Source organism: Marivita sp. (assembly GCF_022763305.1).
In the GTDB taxonomy this organism is placed as follows: domain Bacteria; phylum Pseudomonadota; class Alphaproteobacteria; order Rhodobacterales; family Rhodobacteraceae; genus Marivita.
Window position 1 is genome coordinate 1 of sequence record NZ_JALEGT010000004.1, and the last position, 16,825, is coordinate 16,825.

Below are 16,825 nucleotides of genomic sequence, written 5' to 3' on the forward strand. Positions count from 1 at the left end.
ACCCGGACGCAAATATCGAGTGCGCGAGACAAACCTGAACCAAGGGAAACCGGCCTCGTGACTAAAAGCCTGCGGCTTCATGAATTATCCGGGCTAAGTCTTCCGGCCTTGATCTATGTCGGTGTGCCACCGGTCGCCGCAAACGCGACCGCAACTCTGAGTGCGCTGCCAGGCTACCTCAGCAGCGCCTGGGGCTATCGAAGCGATATGCGCCAAGAAGGCGCGTTGGGTTTCCGCGCGATCCTGGCGCTGGCGGCTCTCGGCAGTGTTCTGGGCGCGCTTCTCCTGATCGCCACGCCGGGTGATGCCTTCCTCGGGATCGTGCCGTGGCTCCTTGCACTGGCCACGGCACTCTTCGCTTTTGGTCCGGTGTTGCTTCGGGGGCTGCAACAGCGTGGGCGTGGAGCCTTCGGGCCGGTGCTGTCCGGTGCCGTGATCCTGGCGGTTTCGATCTATGGCGGATATTTCAATGGTGGGCTTGGAATCATGCTCCTGGCCACGTTCGGCTTGCTGGGCCATGTGGACCTGCACGGGATGAACGGGCTCAAGAATATCCTGTCGGCGCTGCTTTCGCTGATTTCTGCTTTGGCTTTCGTTTGGGCCGATCTGATCGCGTGGGAGCAAGCCCTTTTGCTGGCACTCAGCACAACCGTCGGCGGCTATGCCGGCGCGCGGATCAGCCGCCGGATCACGCGGACCGACATACTTCGAGGCTTCATCACTCTCATTGGAGCAACAATGACCGCGGTGTTCTTCGTCAGGTAGGGGTGTTGCGCGCGGCGAACCAAACGGCGGCGGCGAGGCAAATCGTACAGAGGTCGCGTTCGGTTCGGCTCGTTTCGCTTTGGAGAAGTGCCGCGAGTCTCTACGCCAACCTTCGAGCGACCAAACCGGAAACACCGCTATGGCGCATGTCGTCGTCGATCCGTTGAGAGGGCACATGCTGCTGGTTGGGCTCTCGAAGAAGGGCGGCCCCAAATGGCTGCTGGGTCGGCACAAACAGATGACAGCAGATGCCTCAAGATAACACTTGAGTTCACGAAGCCGTGTGAAAAGGTCAAAGCGAGACTGGCGCACTACCTCAGGATCAAAGACGCATTTTGGATGTGGCTATTGCTGTAGCAATTGAACTTATAGTGAAAGGCGAAGGGCGCGACATGAATTTCATCCGACAAACAGTCATTTCGTTGATCGCCCTTGGCGCGGCCCTATTCATCTGGATCACATATGTTCCGTCTTCCTTGCCCTGGTTGGAAAAAGCCGGGCTCACCGAGCTGCTCGGGATAGAACCCGCAACGGCAAACGAAGGCTCTGAACGCAGCGCGTTTGGCAGGGGTGGGCCCATCAGCGTCGTGGTCGCCGAGGTCGAAGAAGGTCGCATTGGCGACCGGATCGAGGCGATCGGGGACGGTCGCGCCGTTCGCTCCGTCACGCTGAGGTCCGAGGTTGCCGGTCAGGTTATTGGCGTGATCGAGACCGCGCATGGCTATGTCGACGCGGGTGATGTCGTTCTGCAACTGGACGGTGAAGCCGAAAGCATCGCGCTGGAGCGTGCACGGATACTTCTGGCGAACGCCGAAGATGATGCAACGCGCGTCGAACGGCTCGATGGGACTGGTGCCGTGACCGAAGTGCGGCTGCGTGAAGCGCGGCTTGCACTCCGCACGGCGGAATTGGCGGCAGAACAGGCGGAGTATGATCTTGCACAGCGCACCATTCGCGCGCCGATCGACGGGTGGCTGGGCGTGATCGACCTTGCTGTCGGGGATCGGGTGTCGCCGCAGGACGTGATCGGGACGATCACGGATCGCTCGGAGATCCTGATTGATTTCCGGATCCCGGAACGTGCGATCGGTTTGGTATCGCCGGGTACACCGATTGAGGTGCGCGCCCTGGGCATTCCAGACTTCGAGATCACCGGGGAGATTGCGGCTGTCGACAACGTTGTCGATCGCGCAAGCCGAACGCTGCGTGTCCAAGGTCGCATCCCCAATCGCGATGACCGATTGCGGGCAGGGATGGCGTTTTCCGTGACGATGACGTTTCCGGGAGAAACGCTCTTGTCCGTTGATCCGCTCTCGGTTCAATGGTCGAGCGAGGGGTCTTTTGTCTGGGTTGTGCGCGAAGACAAGGCCGAACGCGCATCCGTCATCATCCGTCAGCGCAACAGTGACAGCGTTGTGGTCGAGACCAACGACCTGGCCGTGGGTGACAGGGTCGTCGTTGAAGGCGTGCAGAACTTGAGGCCGGGCGCAGAGGTGTCTGTTTCCTCAGTGCAGAGTACAGGCGCTGTAGAAGCGTCCCGAACAGACCGCGCGCGGCTTTGAGGAGGCATCCGATGTCCAAAACGGAAACAGCAGCGGCGGTGCTCGGGTCTGGTGTCGCGCTTTTTGTCCGACGGCCGATCCTTGCCTTCGTTCTCAGCGCGCTCATCGTTCTTTCCGGGATCGCCGCACTCTTCGGCGTTGAGATTCGTGAACTTCCGAATGTCGACCGGCCCGTCATCACGATCACGACCGAATTCTCCGGCGCCTCACCCGAGAGTGTCGACCAGGATGTCACAAGCCGCATTGAAGGGGCTGTCGGCCGTGTCGCTGGCGTGAAGAACATTTCCTCAAACTCGCGTTTTGGCCGCAGTCGCGTGACGCTCGATTTCGACGAAGGGGCCGATCTGGACGTGGCTGCAACCGATACGCGCGACGCCGTGGCGCGAATTGCCAACCAGTTGCCAGAAGGGGCGGACACACCACGCATTGTGAAAGCGGACGCCAATGCGCAACCGGTGATCCGGATCGCGGTCACGTCGCCAGGGCGGTCACCGCAAGAGCTGACGCGTATCGTTCAAGAGCGGGTGGAGGACCGATTGATCTCGGTCGAAGGTGTCGCCGACCTTCAAATCTACGGGGACCGGGCGCCGATATTTCGTGTGGATATCGATATGGCGGAACTCGCAAGCCGCGGGTTGACGCTCGCTGATCTGCGGCGGACCTTGGCCGATGTCGCCTATGACGCACCGGCAGGTGACCTGTCCGGATCGAGCCAATCCATCAGTGTGCGCACCACCGCCACAGTGTCTGCGCCGCAGGAATTCGAAGACCTCGTGATCGCGGAGGACGTTCGGGTCGGAGACGTGGCGTCTGTGTCTCTGGGGCCGGCGAGCGACGAGACCATCCTGCGCGCCAATGGTCAGACCGGGCTTGGCATCGGTGTGATCCGGCAGGCAACCTCCAACACGCTCGAAATCTCTGCGTCCGTGCGAGCTGTGGTTGCCGAACTGGATCGCACCTTGCCCGAAGACATCAGTATCTTTGTCACGTCGGACGATGCGGTTTTCATCAACGGGGCGATCAGCGAGGTGATCAAGACACTCGGTCTTGCCGTCGGCATCGTTGTGGTCGTCATCTTCCTGTTCCTGCGCAATATCCGAGCGACTGCAATCCCCGCGCTGACAATGCCGGTGGCGCTCATCGGCACGCTTGCCGCAATCTATCTCGTGGGCTTTTCGGTCAACATCCTGACACTTCTTGCCCTGGTCCTTGCAACCGGCATGGTGGTTGACGATGCCATTGTCGTTCTTGAAAATATCGTGCGGCGTCGCGGCGAAGGCATGGGGCCCCGCGCCGCGGCCGTTCTGGGCACCCGTCAGGTCTTCTTTGCCGTTGTCACGACGACTGCAACGCTCGCTGCGGTGTTCATCCCACTGTCATTCTTGCCCGGTCAGGCAGGCGGTCTGTTTCGCGAGTTCGGCTTCACTCTGGCGATCGCTGTCATGCTCTCGTCGGTCGTTGCGCTGACGCTTTGCCCAACCCTCGCCAGCCGCCTGTTGACGAAGGACCCGGACCCCGATCCGCGGGGACCGTTCATCTGGCTGGGGAACCGCCTTGCCGCCTTCTACGCGAAAACTCTGGACTGGGCCCTCGCCCTTCCGTTTGTCGTCGTGCTGGTTGCATGTCTTTTCGCCATGACTGCGGCGATGGTCTTCGGGTCCATCCGCCAAGAGCTGACACCCCGCGAGGACCGGGCGGTCGCGCTGCTGTCTGTCACGGCACAGCAGGGTGTTTCGCTCGACTACACCACGCGCAAGATGCGCGAAATCGAGGACGCCGTAGAGCCGTTGCGTCAATCGGGCGAGATCGCCAACAGCTTTTCGATCACCGGCTTCGGGGCTGACAATCGTGGCTTCATGGTGTTCACCCTTGCACCTTGGGAAGCGCGCGACCGCAGCCAGGACGAAATCGTCGGCGAAATCAACAGACAGCTGCGCGGCATCATCGGCGTGCGCGCGTTTGCAATTCAGCCCAACTCGCTGGGGATCCGGGGCGCCGGTCGGGGGCTGACCTTTGCCGTCACAGGGAACAGTTACGAGCAACTTGCCGAGGTTTCGGAGAGCCTGGTGGCGCGCATGCAGGAGAATCCGGGATTTGGCCAAGTTCGCCTCGAATACGAAACAACGCAGCCACAACTCTTCATCGAGATCGACCGGACCCGCGCATCGGATCTCGGAATCGAGATTGCCGGTCTCGGCGAAGCCCTGCGGGCTGTATTGGACGGACGGACCATCGGCTCCGTTTTCATCGACGATCTGAGTTACGACATCCAGATGCTCTCGACCTCCGATCCTGTGGACGATCCGGGTGATCTGCAGAACGTGTTCGTGCAAGCCGGCGATGGCCAGATGGTGCCTATGTCGAGTTTTGTTACACTCGAGGAGCGTGCGATTGCACCTGAACTTGAAAGAGAAGGCCAGAACCGGTCCGTCGAAATATCCGCGGGGCTTACTCCGGAGCTGTCACTCGGCGATGCATTGGCCGAGGTCAATCGGCTTGCGGACGAGGTGTTGGCCGAGGAAAACCGGATCGTGCCGCTGGCCGAAGCTGCAACGCTTGACGAAACCACGTCCGGGCTTTTCCTGACATTCGGTTTTGCCATCGTCGTCGTTCTATTGGTCTTGGCGGCGCAGTTCGAAAGCTTCGTGTCGGCCGTTGTGGTGATGGCGACCGTTCCGCTCGGATTGGCTTGTGCGATCTTCGCCTTGCTGTTCACGGGTCTCAGCCTCAACGTTTACAGCCAGATCGGGCTGGTGATGCTGATCGGGATCATGGCCAAGAACGGGATCCTGATCGTCGAATTCGCGAACCAGCTGCGCGACGAAGGTCAGGACGTTCGCCAGGCTATCCACGATGCCTCGACCATCCGGTTACGTCCCGTGATGATGACGATGACGTCAACGGTGCTTGGCGGCATTCCCCTGATCCTTTCGACAGGCGCCGGAGCCGAAGCGCGCGAGGCCCTTGGATGGGTCATTGTTGGCGGGCTTGGACTGGCCACGCTGTCGACCCTCTACCTGACCCCCGTCGCCTATCTCCTGCTGGCGCGGTTCTCGAAACCCCGTGCTGAACAGGAACGTCAATTGACGAAAGAGCTGGAGGATGCGGTTGCCTCTTCGGCCGTGTGACAGGTCCTTTACGATGCGGTCGCCCGCCAACTGCGTGGATGGGGGGCGATTTACCCGCAACGCCATGTCGAACCACGAGACGAAATCACAGCCGAATTTTTTTTGTCCAAGCCATCAATGTTCGTCGTCTTCGACATTTCTTGAAAAGGTGCTTTCACGGCAGGCTTCGCGTTTTCTCCGCTTCCAAATGAAGAGGCGCGCGAGGTTGTGTTCGCCGGGGATTGCCAAGTCGTTCGAGGGCGCTCGCTTGATGAGATCACCTGGATGACGATGCCCTCGACAGTGCCGCGCCAAAAAGACTTTCGTATCCCGCGTGAGATCGTCGCCTACGCGGTCTGGACATACCATCGTTTCGCTCTCAGCACAGCCGATGTCTCAGATCTTCTGGTCGAGCGGGGCTTGCTGGTCAGCCGGGAGACCGTCCGGCACTGGGTGAACCGTTTTGGCCGCTGTTTTGCCGATTGCATAAGGCACGATGGGCCTCGTGTAGCCAACAAGTGACATCTGGATGAAGTTCAGCTCTATCAGTAGCTGGAAATACTGGCTGTGGCGGGCGGTGGATGCGCACGGCGATGTACTGGATTTCCTTGTCTAGCCGCAACGGTATGCCAAGGCTGCAAGGCGCTTCCTGACAAGGCTGATTGCCCGATCGGGCGAACCGCGTGTTGTGATCACAGACAAGCTGCGTAGCTATTTCAGGCCGATCCGCGATCTTGCGTCAGACGCTGATGCATTCAACCTCTGGAACGGCTATGCTTTTGAAATGATATCCTGAAATCCGGATGACCCAAACCTCTCACGCAAGCGAAATCAACTTGGCAATCTCATTGTCGCTTGCATCAATTTCCGGCGGACACACTAATATCCTTTCGTTGAAGGCTATTCCGCAGCTTGCAAGAACGGAATTGGCGTCTGTTTGTGCACCTGCGTCTGGGTCCGTTCCCGCGCGTAGACCAACCGGAAAGCCGCAGGTGTGAAGTAGAAGCTGACCACCGTCGACAGCAGCACCCCGCCTGCAACGGCCATCGCGAAGGGGGGCCAGAACCCGCCTCCTGCGAGGATCAGGGGAAGGAAACCGCCCACGGTCGTGATCGTCGTCGACACGATGTGCCGCGTGCTGTCCATGACCACGCCGACCATCGCTTCGGGGTTGCCCGCAGCCGCGTCGGGGTTCTCCTGCAGGGCAGTCATGATGATGAGTGCTGCGTTGATCGACACGCCGATGGAGCCGATCAGCCCGATGATCGCATTGATCCCGAACGGGTACTGGAAGATCGCCAGCGCCAGCATCGACAGACCCGCAGAGAGGCCGCTGACCACGAGGGCCACTGCGGCAAGGCGGAAGGATCGGAAGGTCATCACCACAACCGCGATTGAGAGCGTGACGATCAGGCCCAGCGGCGCCAGCAGGTTCTGCAGGGTCGAATTGCGGGCGTCGCTGTCGCCGCCGATCTCGAGCCGGTAGCCGGATGGCAGGGCAAACCCCCGTGCCTCCAACTCGACGCGGATCTCGGCGAGTGCCTCTTCCGGCAGGACGCCCTGCAGCAGGAACGCCTCGACCGTGTTGGCGCGTTCGCCGTTGCGGCGGGTGATCGTGCCCTGGCCAGGCTCGAGCCGCACCTCGGCCACGGCGGACAGCGGCAAGGCGGGATACGCCCCTTGCACGCTGCGCTGGATCGCGTCGGAGGGCAGAAGGCCCATGTCGCGGATGGCAGACGGGTCTGCGCGCAGCGCGTCACCGAGCCTGACGCGGACCGGCAGCTCCTCGGTGCCCTCGATCAGGGATCCTCCGGTGATACCCACAAGCGCCGCCTCCATCTGCCCGGCTACATCGGCAAGACTGAGGCCCAATCGCCGTGCCTCGGCCTCGTCCATGTCGAGGACGAGTTTCGGCGCGCCTTCGGTGATCGACGCACGGGCCAGCGTGACGGCATCCTGCGCCGCTACGAGTTGGCGGAGCCGCACGCCTTCTTCGCGAAGCACCGCGATGTCGGGCCCGACGATGCGCAGCTCGACCGGTGCATTGACCGGCGGGCCCTGCACAAGGCCGCGCACCAAGACCTGCGCTTCGGGGGCGAGCGTCGGCAGGTTGCGCTGCAACTCGGGCAGGAGAGAGTCCGTCGCGTTGGCAGAGGTGGTGCGGATCAGCGCATGGGCATAGCCCGGTGCGCCGTCGCGGTCGCCGACGATGTTGTAGTAGAAGGCAGGGGCCGAGCGGCCGATCAACCAGGTCACGCGGTCGATCTCGTCCTGCGCCCGAAGCGCTGCGTCGAGCCGCGCGATAACGCCTTGAGTTGCAGACAACGCGGTGCCGGGGGCCATGTCCACCTCGATGGTGAACTGGTCGCGCTCCACACCGGGAAAGAACTGCGCCGTCAGGAGCGGCAGGCTGGCGAAGCCAAGGACCGGAAGTACAAGCGCCAGCGCGATGGATCGCACCGGGTTGCGCACCGACCAGCCCAGCGTCGCGGCGAAGACACGACCAAGCACCCCCGCAGGGAGGCCATTCGACAGCGTGCTTTTGCTCTGGTCGGGGAGAAACCAGCCTGCAATGGCGGGAGTGATGGCAACGGCGACCACAAAGGACCAACCGAGCATGATGACGACGGCCATGGCGATGGAGCCCACAAAATCGCCCGCAGGCCCCGGCAGCAGGATCATCGGCAGAAAGCTGAGTGCGGTCGTTACGGTGGAGGCAAAAAGCGGCATGGCAAGGCGCGACACGCTGTCCCCCACGGCCCGTGCCCGACCTGCCCCTGTGCGGAGGCGACGGCCGATCTCGTCCGTCATGACGATGCCCGCGTCCACCAGCAGACCCAGAGCCACGATCATGCCGGTCACGCTCATCTGGTGGATGGGCAGACCGATGGCGTTCATCGTGGCAAGGCTTGCGAGGCTGACCAGTGGCAGGATCAGGGCGACGATCAGTGCGGCGCGTACCCCAAGCGTGACGAAGAGCACGACGACCACCAGCCCCACGCCGAGCGCCATGTTGGTTCCGACCTCGGCCAGCCGGTCGGCGGTATAGGTGGACTGGTCGAAGACCAACTCTTGATCCATGCCGCCGGGCAGCCCGGTCTCGTACTCTGCCAGCGCCGCGCGGATGTCGGACGCCCAGGCATCGACCTGCAGCCCGTCCTCAAGCTTGGCCGCAACGAGGATGGCCGGACGACCGTCCTGCAAAGCGGCCTCGGCCATGGGCGTGCGGGGGCCTCGGGTGATCTGCGCGATGTCGCCAAGCCGCAGCGTGGAACCCTCTGCGCCGTCGCGCAGGACGATCTCTGACAGGCGCGCAAGGCTCTCGATTTCGCCAGCAACCTCGACCACCAACTCGTCCTGCTCGCCGGTAACCGCGCCCGCCCGAAGTTTTGCGTCGGCAGCCTCGACGGCGCGGGCGACCTGTGCCGCCGACAGCCCGAGCGCCGAGGCGCGGGCGGCGTTGAGCGTGACGGTGATCTCTTCTTCGGGCAGGCCGTAGAGTTCGACCATCTTGGTGCCGGGCACGGCGCGGAGCGTATCACCCAGCGCCTCGGCATAGCGGCCCACCAGCGTCAGGGGCGCACCGTCCCGCGATGATGTCAGCGCGACGATGGCCCCAAAAGCGCCCCCGCCATCGGTTGAAAGTTCCGGCTCAACTGCGCCGCGCGGCAGCGCGACGTCGGACAGCGCGTCGCGGATCTCGGACCAGACCTGTTCGATGCGCTCGTCTGCGATGGTTTCGACCAGTTCGACCGAGACGATGGAGATGCCGGTGGCAGAGGTTGTCTCGATCGTGTCGACCTCGGGGATTTCCTGCAGCGCTTTCTCGACCTCGACGGTCACCAGCGATTCCACACGCGCGGGGTCCGCGCCGGGATAGGCCGTGGTCACAGTGGCGAAGATATTGGTGATCGTCGGATCTTCCTGCCGCCCGATGGAGACCAAAGCGGAAAGCCCGGCGGCAAGGATCACGAGAAGCGCGAGCGCGACGATGCGGGGTTCGCGCCATGTCAGGGTGCCAAGGGTGTTGCGCATCACTTGGCCTCCGCCAGGGTGACAGCCTCGCCGGGCACAACGCGATGCGTGCCGTTGGGGATGTAGCGCGTGCCATCTGCGAACGTGCCGCGGACATAGGCGCGGTCCCCATCGAGATGGAGGATTTCTGCGGCCTCGATCGTGACGGTTGCATCGTCGTCTAAGGTGAGCAGCATCCATGCGCCGCGCGGGCCCTGCCGCAAGGCCGAGAGCGGAACCCACGCACCGCGCTCGGTGCGCGTGTCGTTCAGAACGATGTCGCCCGAGGCGCGGGAAGGGGGGGGCTTGGTGCCTTCGGCGAGGTCGAAAAAGGCAAAGCGCGCACGGGTCGCAGCGTCGAGTTCGGGCGACAGAAGCGCGAGTGTCGCAGGCAGGATTACGCCCTGCGTTTCAATCTGAACCGCCGCGCCGGTTTCGAGCCGATCTGCCAAGGCGGGATCAAGGGCGACCCGGAACCGCGCAGGCGCGTCTTCCAGCAGGGTGACGACGGGCGTACCGGGGCCAGCCACCGCGCCCGTGTCAAGCAGACGGGCACCGATCCGGCCCGCGAACGGTGCCCGGATTTCGGCCTTGGACAGGCGGATATCGGTGGCGGTGATGCCCGCATCGATCTCGGCCAGCGAGGCTTCGAGTTGCGCGAGTTGAAGAGAGGTTTCGTCAACCCGTTGCTGGGCGACATGACCCTCGCGCAGGAGCGTTGCTTGCCGTTGGTTTGTGCGCCTGGCCAGTTCCGCCTGTGCCGCAAGCGCCGCGCGCGACGCCACCAGACGCGTCCGCTCGGCGGTCAGAAGGCGGGTGTCGAGCCGGGCAACAACGGCCCCCCGCGACACCGCATCGCCCTCGCGCACCATGACCTCGGCGATGGTACCGCCCTCTTCGAAGCCGAGTGCTGTTTCCTGTGCAGCCTCGAACTGACCGGTGAAACGGCGGGTCAGCGTGACCGTGTCGGTCATGTTCAGTCGGGCGGTGGCAACGGTCGTTCGGGGGGCAGCGAGTGGGGCCTCGCCCTGTGCCGCGCGCAGAGAGGATGCCATATCCTGCCACCCCGGCACCTGACGCCGCACCGATCACGGCGAGTGTTACCGTCACGCGGCCAAGTGCGGCCAAGACGCGCCGCAGCGCCATGCGTGGTTCTGTTGCGTCCTTGCCGTCCATGACCGCCTCCTGTAGGGTTGCGAAGTTAGCGTCTCTAACATATGTTGGTGGCGCTAACTTAGGCAAGAAAAAATGTTAGTATCGCTAACTTCCGGCGGGTAAGCAGTTGACCAAAAAGAAAAATAATTATCATCACGGCGAGTTGCGGACGCAGCTTCTGGAAGCTGTGCGGTATCTGATCGAAGAAAAAGGCCCAGACGGCTTCTCGGTCGCCGAGGCGTGTCGGATGGCAGGCGTCAGTACCGCCGCGCCCTACAAGCACTTCAAGGATCGCGAAGATATCCTGCACGCGGTGATCCTTGAGGCGATGCATCGAATGGGTGCCGCGATGCAGGCCGCAGCGGACGCGTATCCGGCCGGAGACCCTGAGCGGATCGTGGCTCTTGGACGAGCCTATATCGACTTTGCCAAATCAGAGCCCGGTGTCTTTGCCGTGATGTTCGGGTCCGGCAGCAATCATGCCGATGTGCCCGCCCTTGCCGAGGAAGGGCAGGGCAAATTCGCCATCGTCGTCAAGGTGGTGGCCGAGCATATGGACCGTCCGATGGACGACCCGGAGGTCAATGCGCGGGCCTATGCGCTTTGGTGCGCCGTGCACGGCCATTGCTTTCTGGTTCTCGATGGCAAGGCCGACAAGACCAAGATCACCGTCACCGAAGATCAGTATTTGCGGCTTGTCGGATCATCCTATCTGCCGGTCACGCCGACGTCTCGGCGACAGTAAACGCAGGATTCGATGTTCTGCGGTCATTTCCGGAAAAATGTTGAAGCAAGGCCATGGGTCTATGGCGACGGGGCTTGCCCAACCGCTTCTGCTCTTTCTGGCTAAATTCGGGATCGCACCGCTCGAAAGTGCAATCTGAATTGAGATCTTTTATCAGTTCCAACAAATTGCAGGATTGTGGGGCTGAGCGGAGCTATGAAAACCGGGCGCGCAGCTTTGCGCTGTTCGCTCATTTGCTCAACCACGTGAATGGGCTGAAACGACAGCCTCGCCAGCGGTTCATACCGGCAGCTCAAACGCCCCGGAATACGTTGATCCCTGTCGCCTCCTGATCGGCACATTCGCCGCAATTCAGCCCTGCCAATTGAAATCACTGGCAGTCGGGTTTTGGTCAAATTGGAGGCCGCCTTTCTTTTAATTGGTCCAAGTTGGCGAAAAAGCTGGAGCTGTCTTTTAATCTGGCCGTCAGCAGGTTTACCTTATCCCCGTGATACACGGACTTCTGATCATACAGGGCACCCGTCACGCCCGACGCGAAGAGACCACGGGGCTGAGATGGTAAAAAGCATACTCCCGCTTGCCGCGCTTCTGCTTGGCTCCGCGTTCCTGGTGTTTGCGGGTGGGGTCAACGGCCTCATCCTTCCAGTGCGCGGCGATGCCGAAGGCTTTACGGCCACTTCCCTTGGACTTCTTGGAACGGGCTGGGCGCTTGGGTTTATCGCCGGATGTCTGAGGACACCCAAATTGGTGGCGCGGGTTGGTCATATCCGCGCGTTCGGGGCGATGTGTGCTTTGGCGTCCATCGCGGTGCTTCTGTCGCTGGTTCTGATCACGCCTTGGGTCTGGGTGCCTGTCCGTGCCTTGTCCGGTTTCTGTTTCGCCGGTGCAGCCATGATTGTGGAAAGCTGGCTCAACGAGAGAACGGATGCGGCCTCTCGTGGTCGCATCTTCGGCATCTACACGATGGTGAACCTCACTGCGACAACAGCGGGCCAGATGGTTCTCACGCTCGGGGACGCCCGAGGGTTCTTCTTCTTCGTACTCGCCGCGATGGTCTATTGTCTGGCGTTGCTGCCGACCGCGATTTCGGCCACGACCACGCCAAAGCCGCTGACACAAGTCTCCTTGAACCTGCGCGGTCTTTGGAAGAACTCTCCCATAGCCGTCTTTGCCATACTGATGGTTGGTGTCTCGAATGCGTCCTTCGGCACGCTGGCGGCGGTCTATGCCAGCCGCATCGGCTTTTCCATCGACCAGATCGCACTCTTTGCCAGTGTACCCATCCTTGCCGGTGCAGCGTCTCAGATCCCGGTTGGCATTACATCCGACAGATACGACCGTCGGGTGGTGTTGATTGTGATCGCCGCAATCGCCCTTGTCGCGGATGCTTTGTTTTTGTTCTCAGGTGCAACTCAGCCGGCAATCATCCTCGCTCTTTCGGCGCTTTTCGGGGCAACAGTGTTCGCCATGTATCCGGTGATCGTGGCCCATGCGAACGACCATGCTGAGCCGGGCGCATTCATCCAGGTCAGTGGGGGTCTGCTGCTGGTATTCGGCATAGGCTCCATCTTCGGTCCAACTCTTGCCGGATACGTCATGACCAGCTTTGGAGCCGCCTACCTGTTTGCCGTGACAGGGGCGGCGCATGTGCTGTTGATCCTGTTTGCCGTTGTGCGCTTGAAGCTGCGTCCGTCGGTTCCCGCAGAAGACAAGGTGGCGTTCAGGGCGAAACCTCTGGCGCGGGCGTCAACACCGGAAACAGTTGCGCTCGCCGGTGAGGTGTCTGGACCCGAGATTGATCAGGAAGCTGAAGAAACGTCGGAGGCGTCGGGTCGTGAACGTGGGGACCCTTCGGGCTGAAGGACGCGCGCCGTCCTTTTGTCGACAGCTGTCGAGATGGAAGTTCTCCGATAGGAACACCGGTTACAGGCCAATTGACACGTCGGGCGCAACCCGAACGTGACGGTGGGATGGCCTCTGCCGACCATCATGCTTTTTCGCCCTGGACGAACTCTTCCGGTCTTATGCCCCGCTTCTCGGCGCTTTCGAGAACTGCATCGCGCAAGGTATTGCTGCGGTCGAGCAAGCGTCGGAAGCGTACCTCGTCCAGCACGAGCAGGGTTGTAGGGGTAATGGCGCGGACCTCGGCCCGGCGGAGTCTCTTCAGCAGGATCGCCATCTGTCCGAACATCTCGCCGCGGCCAAGCCGCCATGTCTGCCCGGCGATTTCAAGCTCCACTGCGCCCGATGCTATGAAGAACACGCGTTTGGCAGGGCTATCTTTGCGCAGGATCACTTCGCCGGCGTTGACATACTTGGTTTTGAGGGCGCGTCCGAGACGCTTGAGACCGGCCTCATCGATTTCGGCGAAGAACGGGAATTGCCGAATGAGCTCGGCGCGCTGCAGAACGATGTCTAGTTGCGGGCGCCCCTCGGCGGCGGCCCGGCGGGCATCGAGGTCCTGCATCAGGGCCGTGTAGACCTCGGCACCGATCAGCCCATCCTCACGCATCGTGGCGTATTCCCGTTCTTCGAGCCGGAGTGCCGTGCGGCGGATGAACCGGCGTTCGAGTTCCTCGGCGTAGCCCGGATATTGCAGGCGGAGACCTTCCAGGGCGGTCTCGACCATCTCGATCCGGCGCGCCAGCAGCTCGTGCAGAAGGTCAGCCACCCGCAAGCCGTGAATGCGTCGGATGCGACCGTCGATGAACGTACCGAGGTCCCGCAGGATCAGTCGCTGCGAAAGAAGCCGTTCAAAGCGATCGGCCGTGATGCGCGCCAGCGGTCCGGACAGGCGCAGTCGGCTGTTCAGCGCCACGGCGATGCGGAACTCCCGGCCATAGGTCACGCTGCGGCGCGCTGCGCGGTTGTAGCCGCTGCGCCCCTGGCTGCGCGCCCCTTCGATGAGTCGGTCGGCATCGGAAAGCACCTGTTCCGCCATCCGTGCCGAGATTGTCCGTTCCCGCACACGCGCAAGGATCGTGTCGCGCTCCTGGCCGGCCAGCGCAATCAAACCCAGCGTGATCCGGTCGCGGTCGAGTATGTCGGCACTGTCCTCGGCCGACTTTACCGCCGTGTCCAGCCGCTCGCCAAAGCGTTTGGCCTCGGACCGCACGGTCTCGCGGCTCAGTTCGTAGTTTTCGGACGTGCGCGCGACCTCTTCGCGTACGGTCTGCAGCGCAACCGCCACGACCTGCCGCGACAGCGCCTCGTCGATTGAAGACAAGCGGTCGAGACCGAGCTTTCCGATCACCCACCTGAGGGTGGTGCCCTGCACAATCAAGGTAAAAAGCGTGAAGCCGGTCGCGAGAATCCCGACGATGCGTTGAATGCCGTCCGGCACGCGGAAGCTCTCGGTCACCGCGAGGGCCAGCGACAGCGTCACAGCCCCGCGCAGACCACCCCACAGAATGGCCACCCGGTAGGGCCTTTCAACCGTCGGCGACAGCTTCAGTGCCGCCATGGCAGGCAGGAGCGCGAACAGGATGATCGCCCGCGCCGCGATGGCGGCAATGATCACGACGCCAATCAGGGCGAAATCCTCGAAGCGCACCCCCTCGAGCAGGCGTGGGATCAAAAGGGCTGCCAGGATGAAGATCAGCGCACCGGCCCAATGCGCCAAGACATCCCACAGTTCGCGCAGGTTCGCCCAGGCCTGCGGCGGCAGCCGACCGGGTCCGGTGAGATTCAACGTCAGGCCGGCCGCGACCACGGCGATGACGCCCGACGCGCCGATGCTTTGCTCCGCGCCGATGTAGGCGAGGTAGGGAAGCGCAACCGAAATGGAGATTTGCGCCAATTCGTGGCGCCCGAACTGCGCCATGAGCCAGACCGCCAGCCGCGCGACAAACCAGCCGGTGAACGCCCCACCGGCGATCAGGACGGGAAAGCGCGCGAGGGCCTCGGGCAGGTCCGGGTCTGGGATTCCGAGCATGACGAAGCCCATGAACAAGCCGAAGAGTGCAATCGCCGCAGCGTCGTTCAGAAGGCTCTCGCCTTCGATGATCCGCGCAAGCCGGCGCGGCGCCGAGATTGATCGGAAGATCGTCACCACCGCAGACGGGTCGGTGGTCGAGACAATCGCACCGACGAGTAGGCAGGCGGCCAGCGGCAATGCACTTGCCCACGACAATGCATAGCCAACGCTCAGGGTCGCGACGACGACCGCCACAACTGCAAGCACGAGGATGGGCACCCAATCGTCAAGCATGCGCCGGAGATTCATCCCCAGTGTCGCCTGAAACAGCAGAGTGGGCAGGAAGACGTAAAGAAAGACGTTGGACCGGATCGGTAAACCGAGGATCGCTTCAGCCACGGGATTGAGTGCGTCGGTCAGGTCAGTCCGCAGAAGAAAGAGCGCTCCCACACCGATCATCACGCCAAGGACGGCAAGGATCACGCTGTATGGCAACCGCAAGCGCGCAGCCAGCGGTTCTGCCACGCCGATGACGAGAAACAGGGACGCTATGATCGTTGTAACGAGAACAATATCCATTCGTATGACTTAGCTGGAATTTTCGCGGTGTGAAATTGGCGTGGAAATACCCGAGAGTGCGCTGCGCGTTTCCGGTGGCTCTGTGGATCGCAGAAGTAAATGTCGATCCGCTACTGCGCATATTGGACCAACCCGGCGCCTTGGTCCCAGGTCAACGAGCGACGAAGATGGGTAGGTGCCGCTGTGCTCCCTCGAACCGTTGAACGTCGTGATTTGCATGCGCCCCATTGAACATGAGCAACGGTGCCTTGAATTGGCCCTTTGATGGGGATCGAACCCATTTTGGCAGTTCGCGCGACACGTCCTCGGATCGAACGTCTCGCTGTCTCAGATCGACAGGCAGGAATTGTGAGAGGCAGGTGAATGCATGCTGATCCCTGTCCAACGGGGGGCAGGGCCGAAAGCCTCCCGTTATGGCCGCTCCAGGATGAAATCCGGTATGATACCGGCAATCACCGCGGCTTTTTCGGCGTTCTGGCCTGCAAAAAAACCGTAGCTCGCAATCAGCGCCGACCCGATGCCCACATTGCGCGCGCCAAGGATGTCGGTGTGCAGGCTGTCCCCAACCATCACCACCCGAGACCGGTCCACGTTATCCAAGCGCAGGAATGCGAGATCGAAGATGTCCGGAAAGGGCTTGCCGTAAAACTCGGGTGTGATCCCGGTGTGATCGGCCAACCGGTGCGCAAAGTGGCCCGGTTCGACGGAGAAGCCGGCTTCGCGTGGGGCGACGATATCGGGATTGCCGACGAGGACCGGACGTGGCCGTTTCCGGAGCGCCTGTTCGAGCAGCGCCTGGCGTTCTTCGGTCCAGGCGGCGCTGCCGACCAGCAGGAAGCCCTCAACGTCATCATAAGCATCGGGCTCTTCTTCGAGGTAGGTCAATCTGAGATCCTCGAGGTCGCGCAACCCCGTGCTGCGCGTTGCCATCAGCCCCCAATGAAGACCGTGACGACCATTGAGACCGGCCAGCAGGGTGGCG

At 62.1% G+C, this 16,825-nt stretch carries 9 protein-coding genes and 1 pseudogene; 6 read left to right on the forward strand and 4 right to left on the reverse strand.

The genetic code is table 11. The features are described from left to right. The first annotated feature begins 57 nt into the window (after positions 1 to 57). The 4 genes and pseudogenes from MRY75_RS00290 to MRY75_RS00305 all read left to right on the forward strand — a co-directional run. On the forward strand, positions 58 to 765 hold the full coding sequence (locus tag MRY75_RS00290) for a sulfite exporter TauE/SafE family protein (protein WP_292305144.1): 708 nt from the start codon (positions 58 to 60) through the stop codon (positions 763 to 765). A 392-nt stretch (positions 766 to 1,157) separates the two neighbouring features. Next, positions 1,158 to 2,327 carry an efflux RND transporter periplasmic adaptor subunit gene (locus MRY75_RS00295; protein ID WP_292305145.1) on the forward strand — a complete coding sequence of 390 codons (1,170 nt, stop codon included), beginning with the start codon at positions 1,158 to 1,160 and terminating at the stop codon, positions 2,325 to 2,327. Between the two features lie 11 nt (positions 2,328 to 2,338). Further along, positions 2,339 to 5,455, forward strand: a complete 3,117-nt coding sequence (locus MRY75_RS00300; RefSeq protein ID WP_292305146.1) for an efflux RND transporter permease subunit — start codon at positions 2,339 to 2,341, stop codon at positions 5,453 to 5,455. Between the two features lie 264 nt (positions 5,456 to 5,719). Beyond that, positions 5,720 to 6,185: pseudogene (locus MRY75_RS00305) on the forward strand (IS6 family transposase); the annotation flags it as partial. A 149-nt stretch (positions 6,186 to 6,334) separates the two neighbouring features. On the opposite strand, the gene MRY75_RS00310 reads toward MRY75_RS00305, so the two are convergent. Together MRY75_RS00310 and MRY75_RS00315 are read right to left on the reverse strand one after the other, a co-directional pair. Beyond that, entirely contained in the window at positions 6,335 to 9,469 is a 3,135-nt protein-coding gene (locus tag MRY75_RS00310) for an efflux RND transporter permease subunit (RefSeq protein ID WP_292305147.1), read from the reverse strand. Continuing rightward, positions 9,469 to 10,503 (reverse strand): efflux RND transporter periplasmic adaptor subunit, encoded by a 1,035-nt coding sequence (locus tag MRY75_RS00315; RefSeq protein ID WP_292305148.1) that lies wholly within the window; start codon positions 10,501 to 10,503, stop codon positions 9,469 to 9,471. Before MRY75_RS00315 ends, MRY75_RS00310 begins: the two co-directional genes overlap by 1 nt. A gap of 263 nt (positions 10,504 to 10,766) precedes the next feature. Between MRY75_RS00315 and MRY75_RS00320 the strand changes: the two genes are divergently transcribed. Both MRY75_RS00320 and MRY75_RS00325 read left to right on the forward strand, forming a co-directional pair. Further along, a complete protein-coding gene (locus MRY75_RS00320; RefSeq protein WP_292305149.1) occupies positions 10,767 to 11,348 on the forward strand; it encodes a TetR/AcrR family transcriptional regulator in 582 nt (193 codons plus the stop codon). A gap of 555 nt (positions 11,349 to 11,903) precedes the next feature. Further along, the gene (locus tag MRY75_RS00325) at positions 11,904 to 13,208 is read left to right on the forward strand and encodes an MFS transporter (protein ID WP_292305150.1); all 1,305 of its coding nucleotides are present in this window, start codon (positions 11,904 to 11,906) and stop codon (positions 13,206 to 13,208) included. Positions 13,209 to 13,335: 127 nt separating this feature from the next. Here MRY75_RS00325 and MRY75_RS00330 read toward each other — a convergent pair whose 3' ends face one another. Continuing rightward, positions 13,336 to 15,843, reverse strand: coding sequence for a cation:proton antiporter (locus MRY75_RS00330; RefSeq protein WP_292305151.1), 2,508 nt, complete (start codon positions 15,841 to 15,843; stop codon positions 13,336 to 13,338). 411 nt (positions 15,844 to 16,254) lie between these two features. Beyond that, positions 16,255 to 16,825, reverse strand: a 571-nt coding sequence (locus MRY75_RS00335; RefSeq protein WP_292305152.1) for an HAD-IA family hydrolase, incomplete at its 5' end; no start/stop codon positions are given.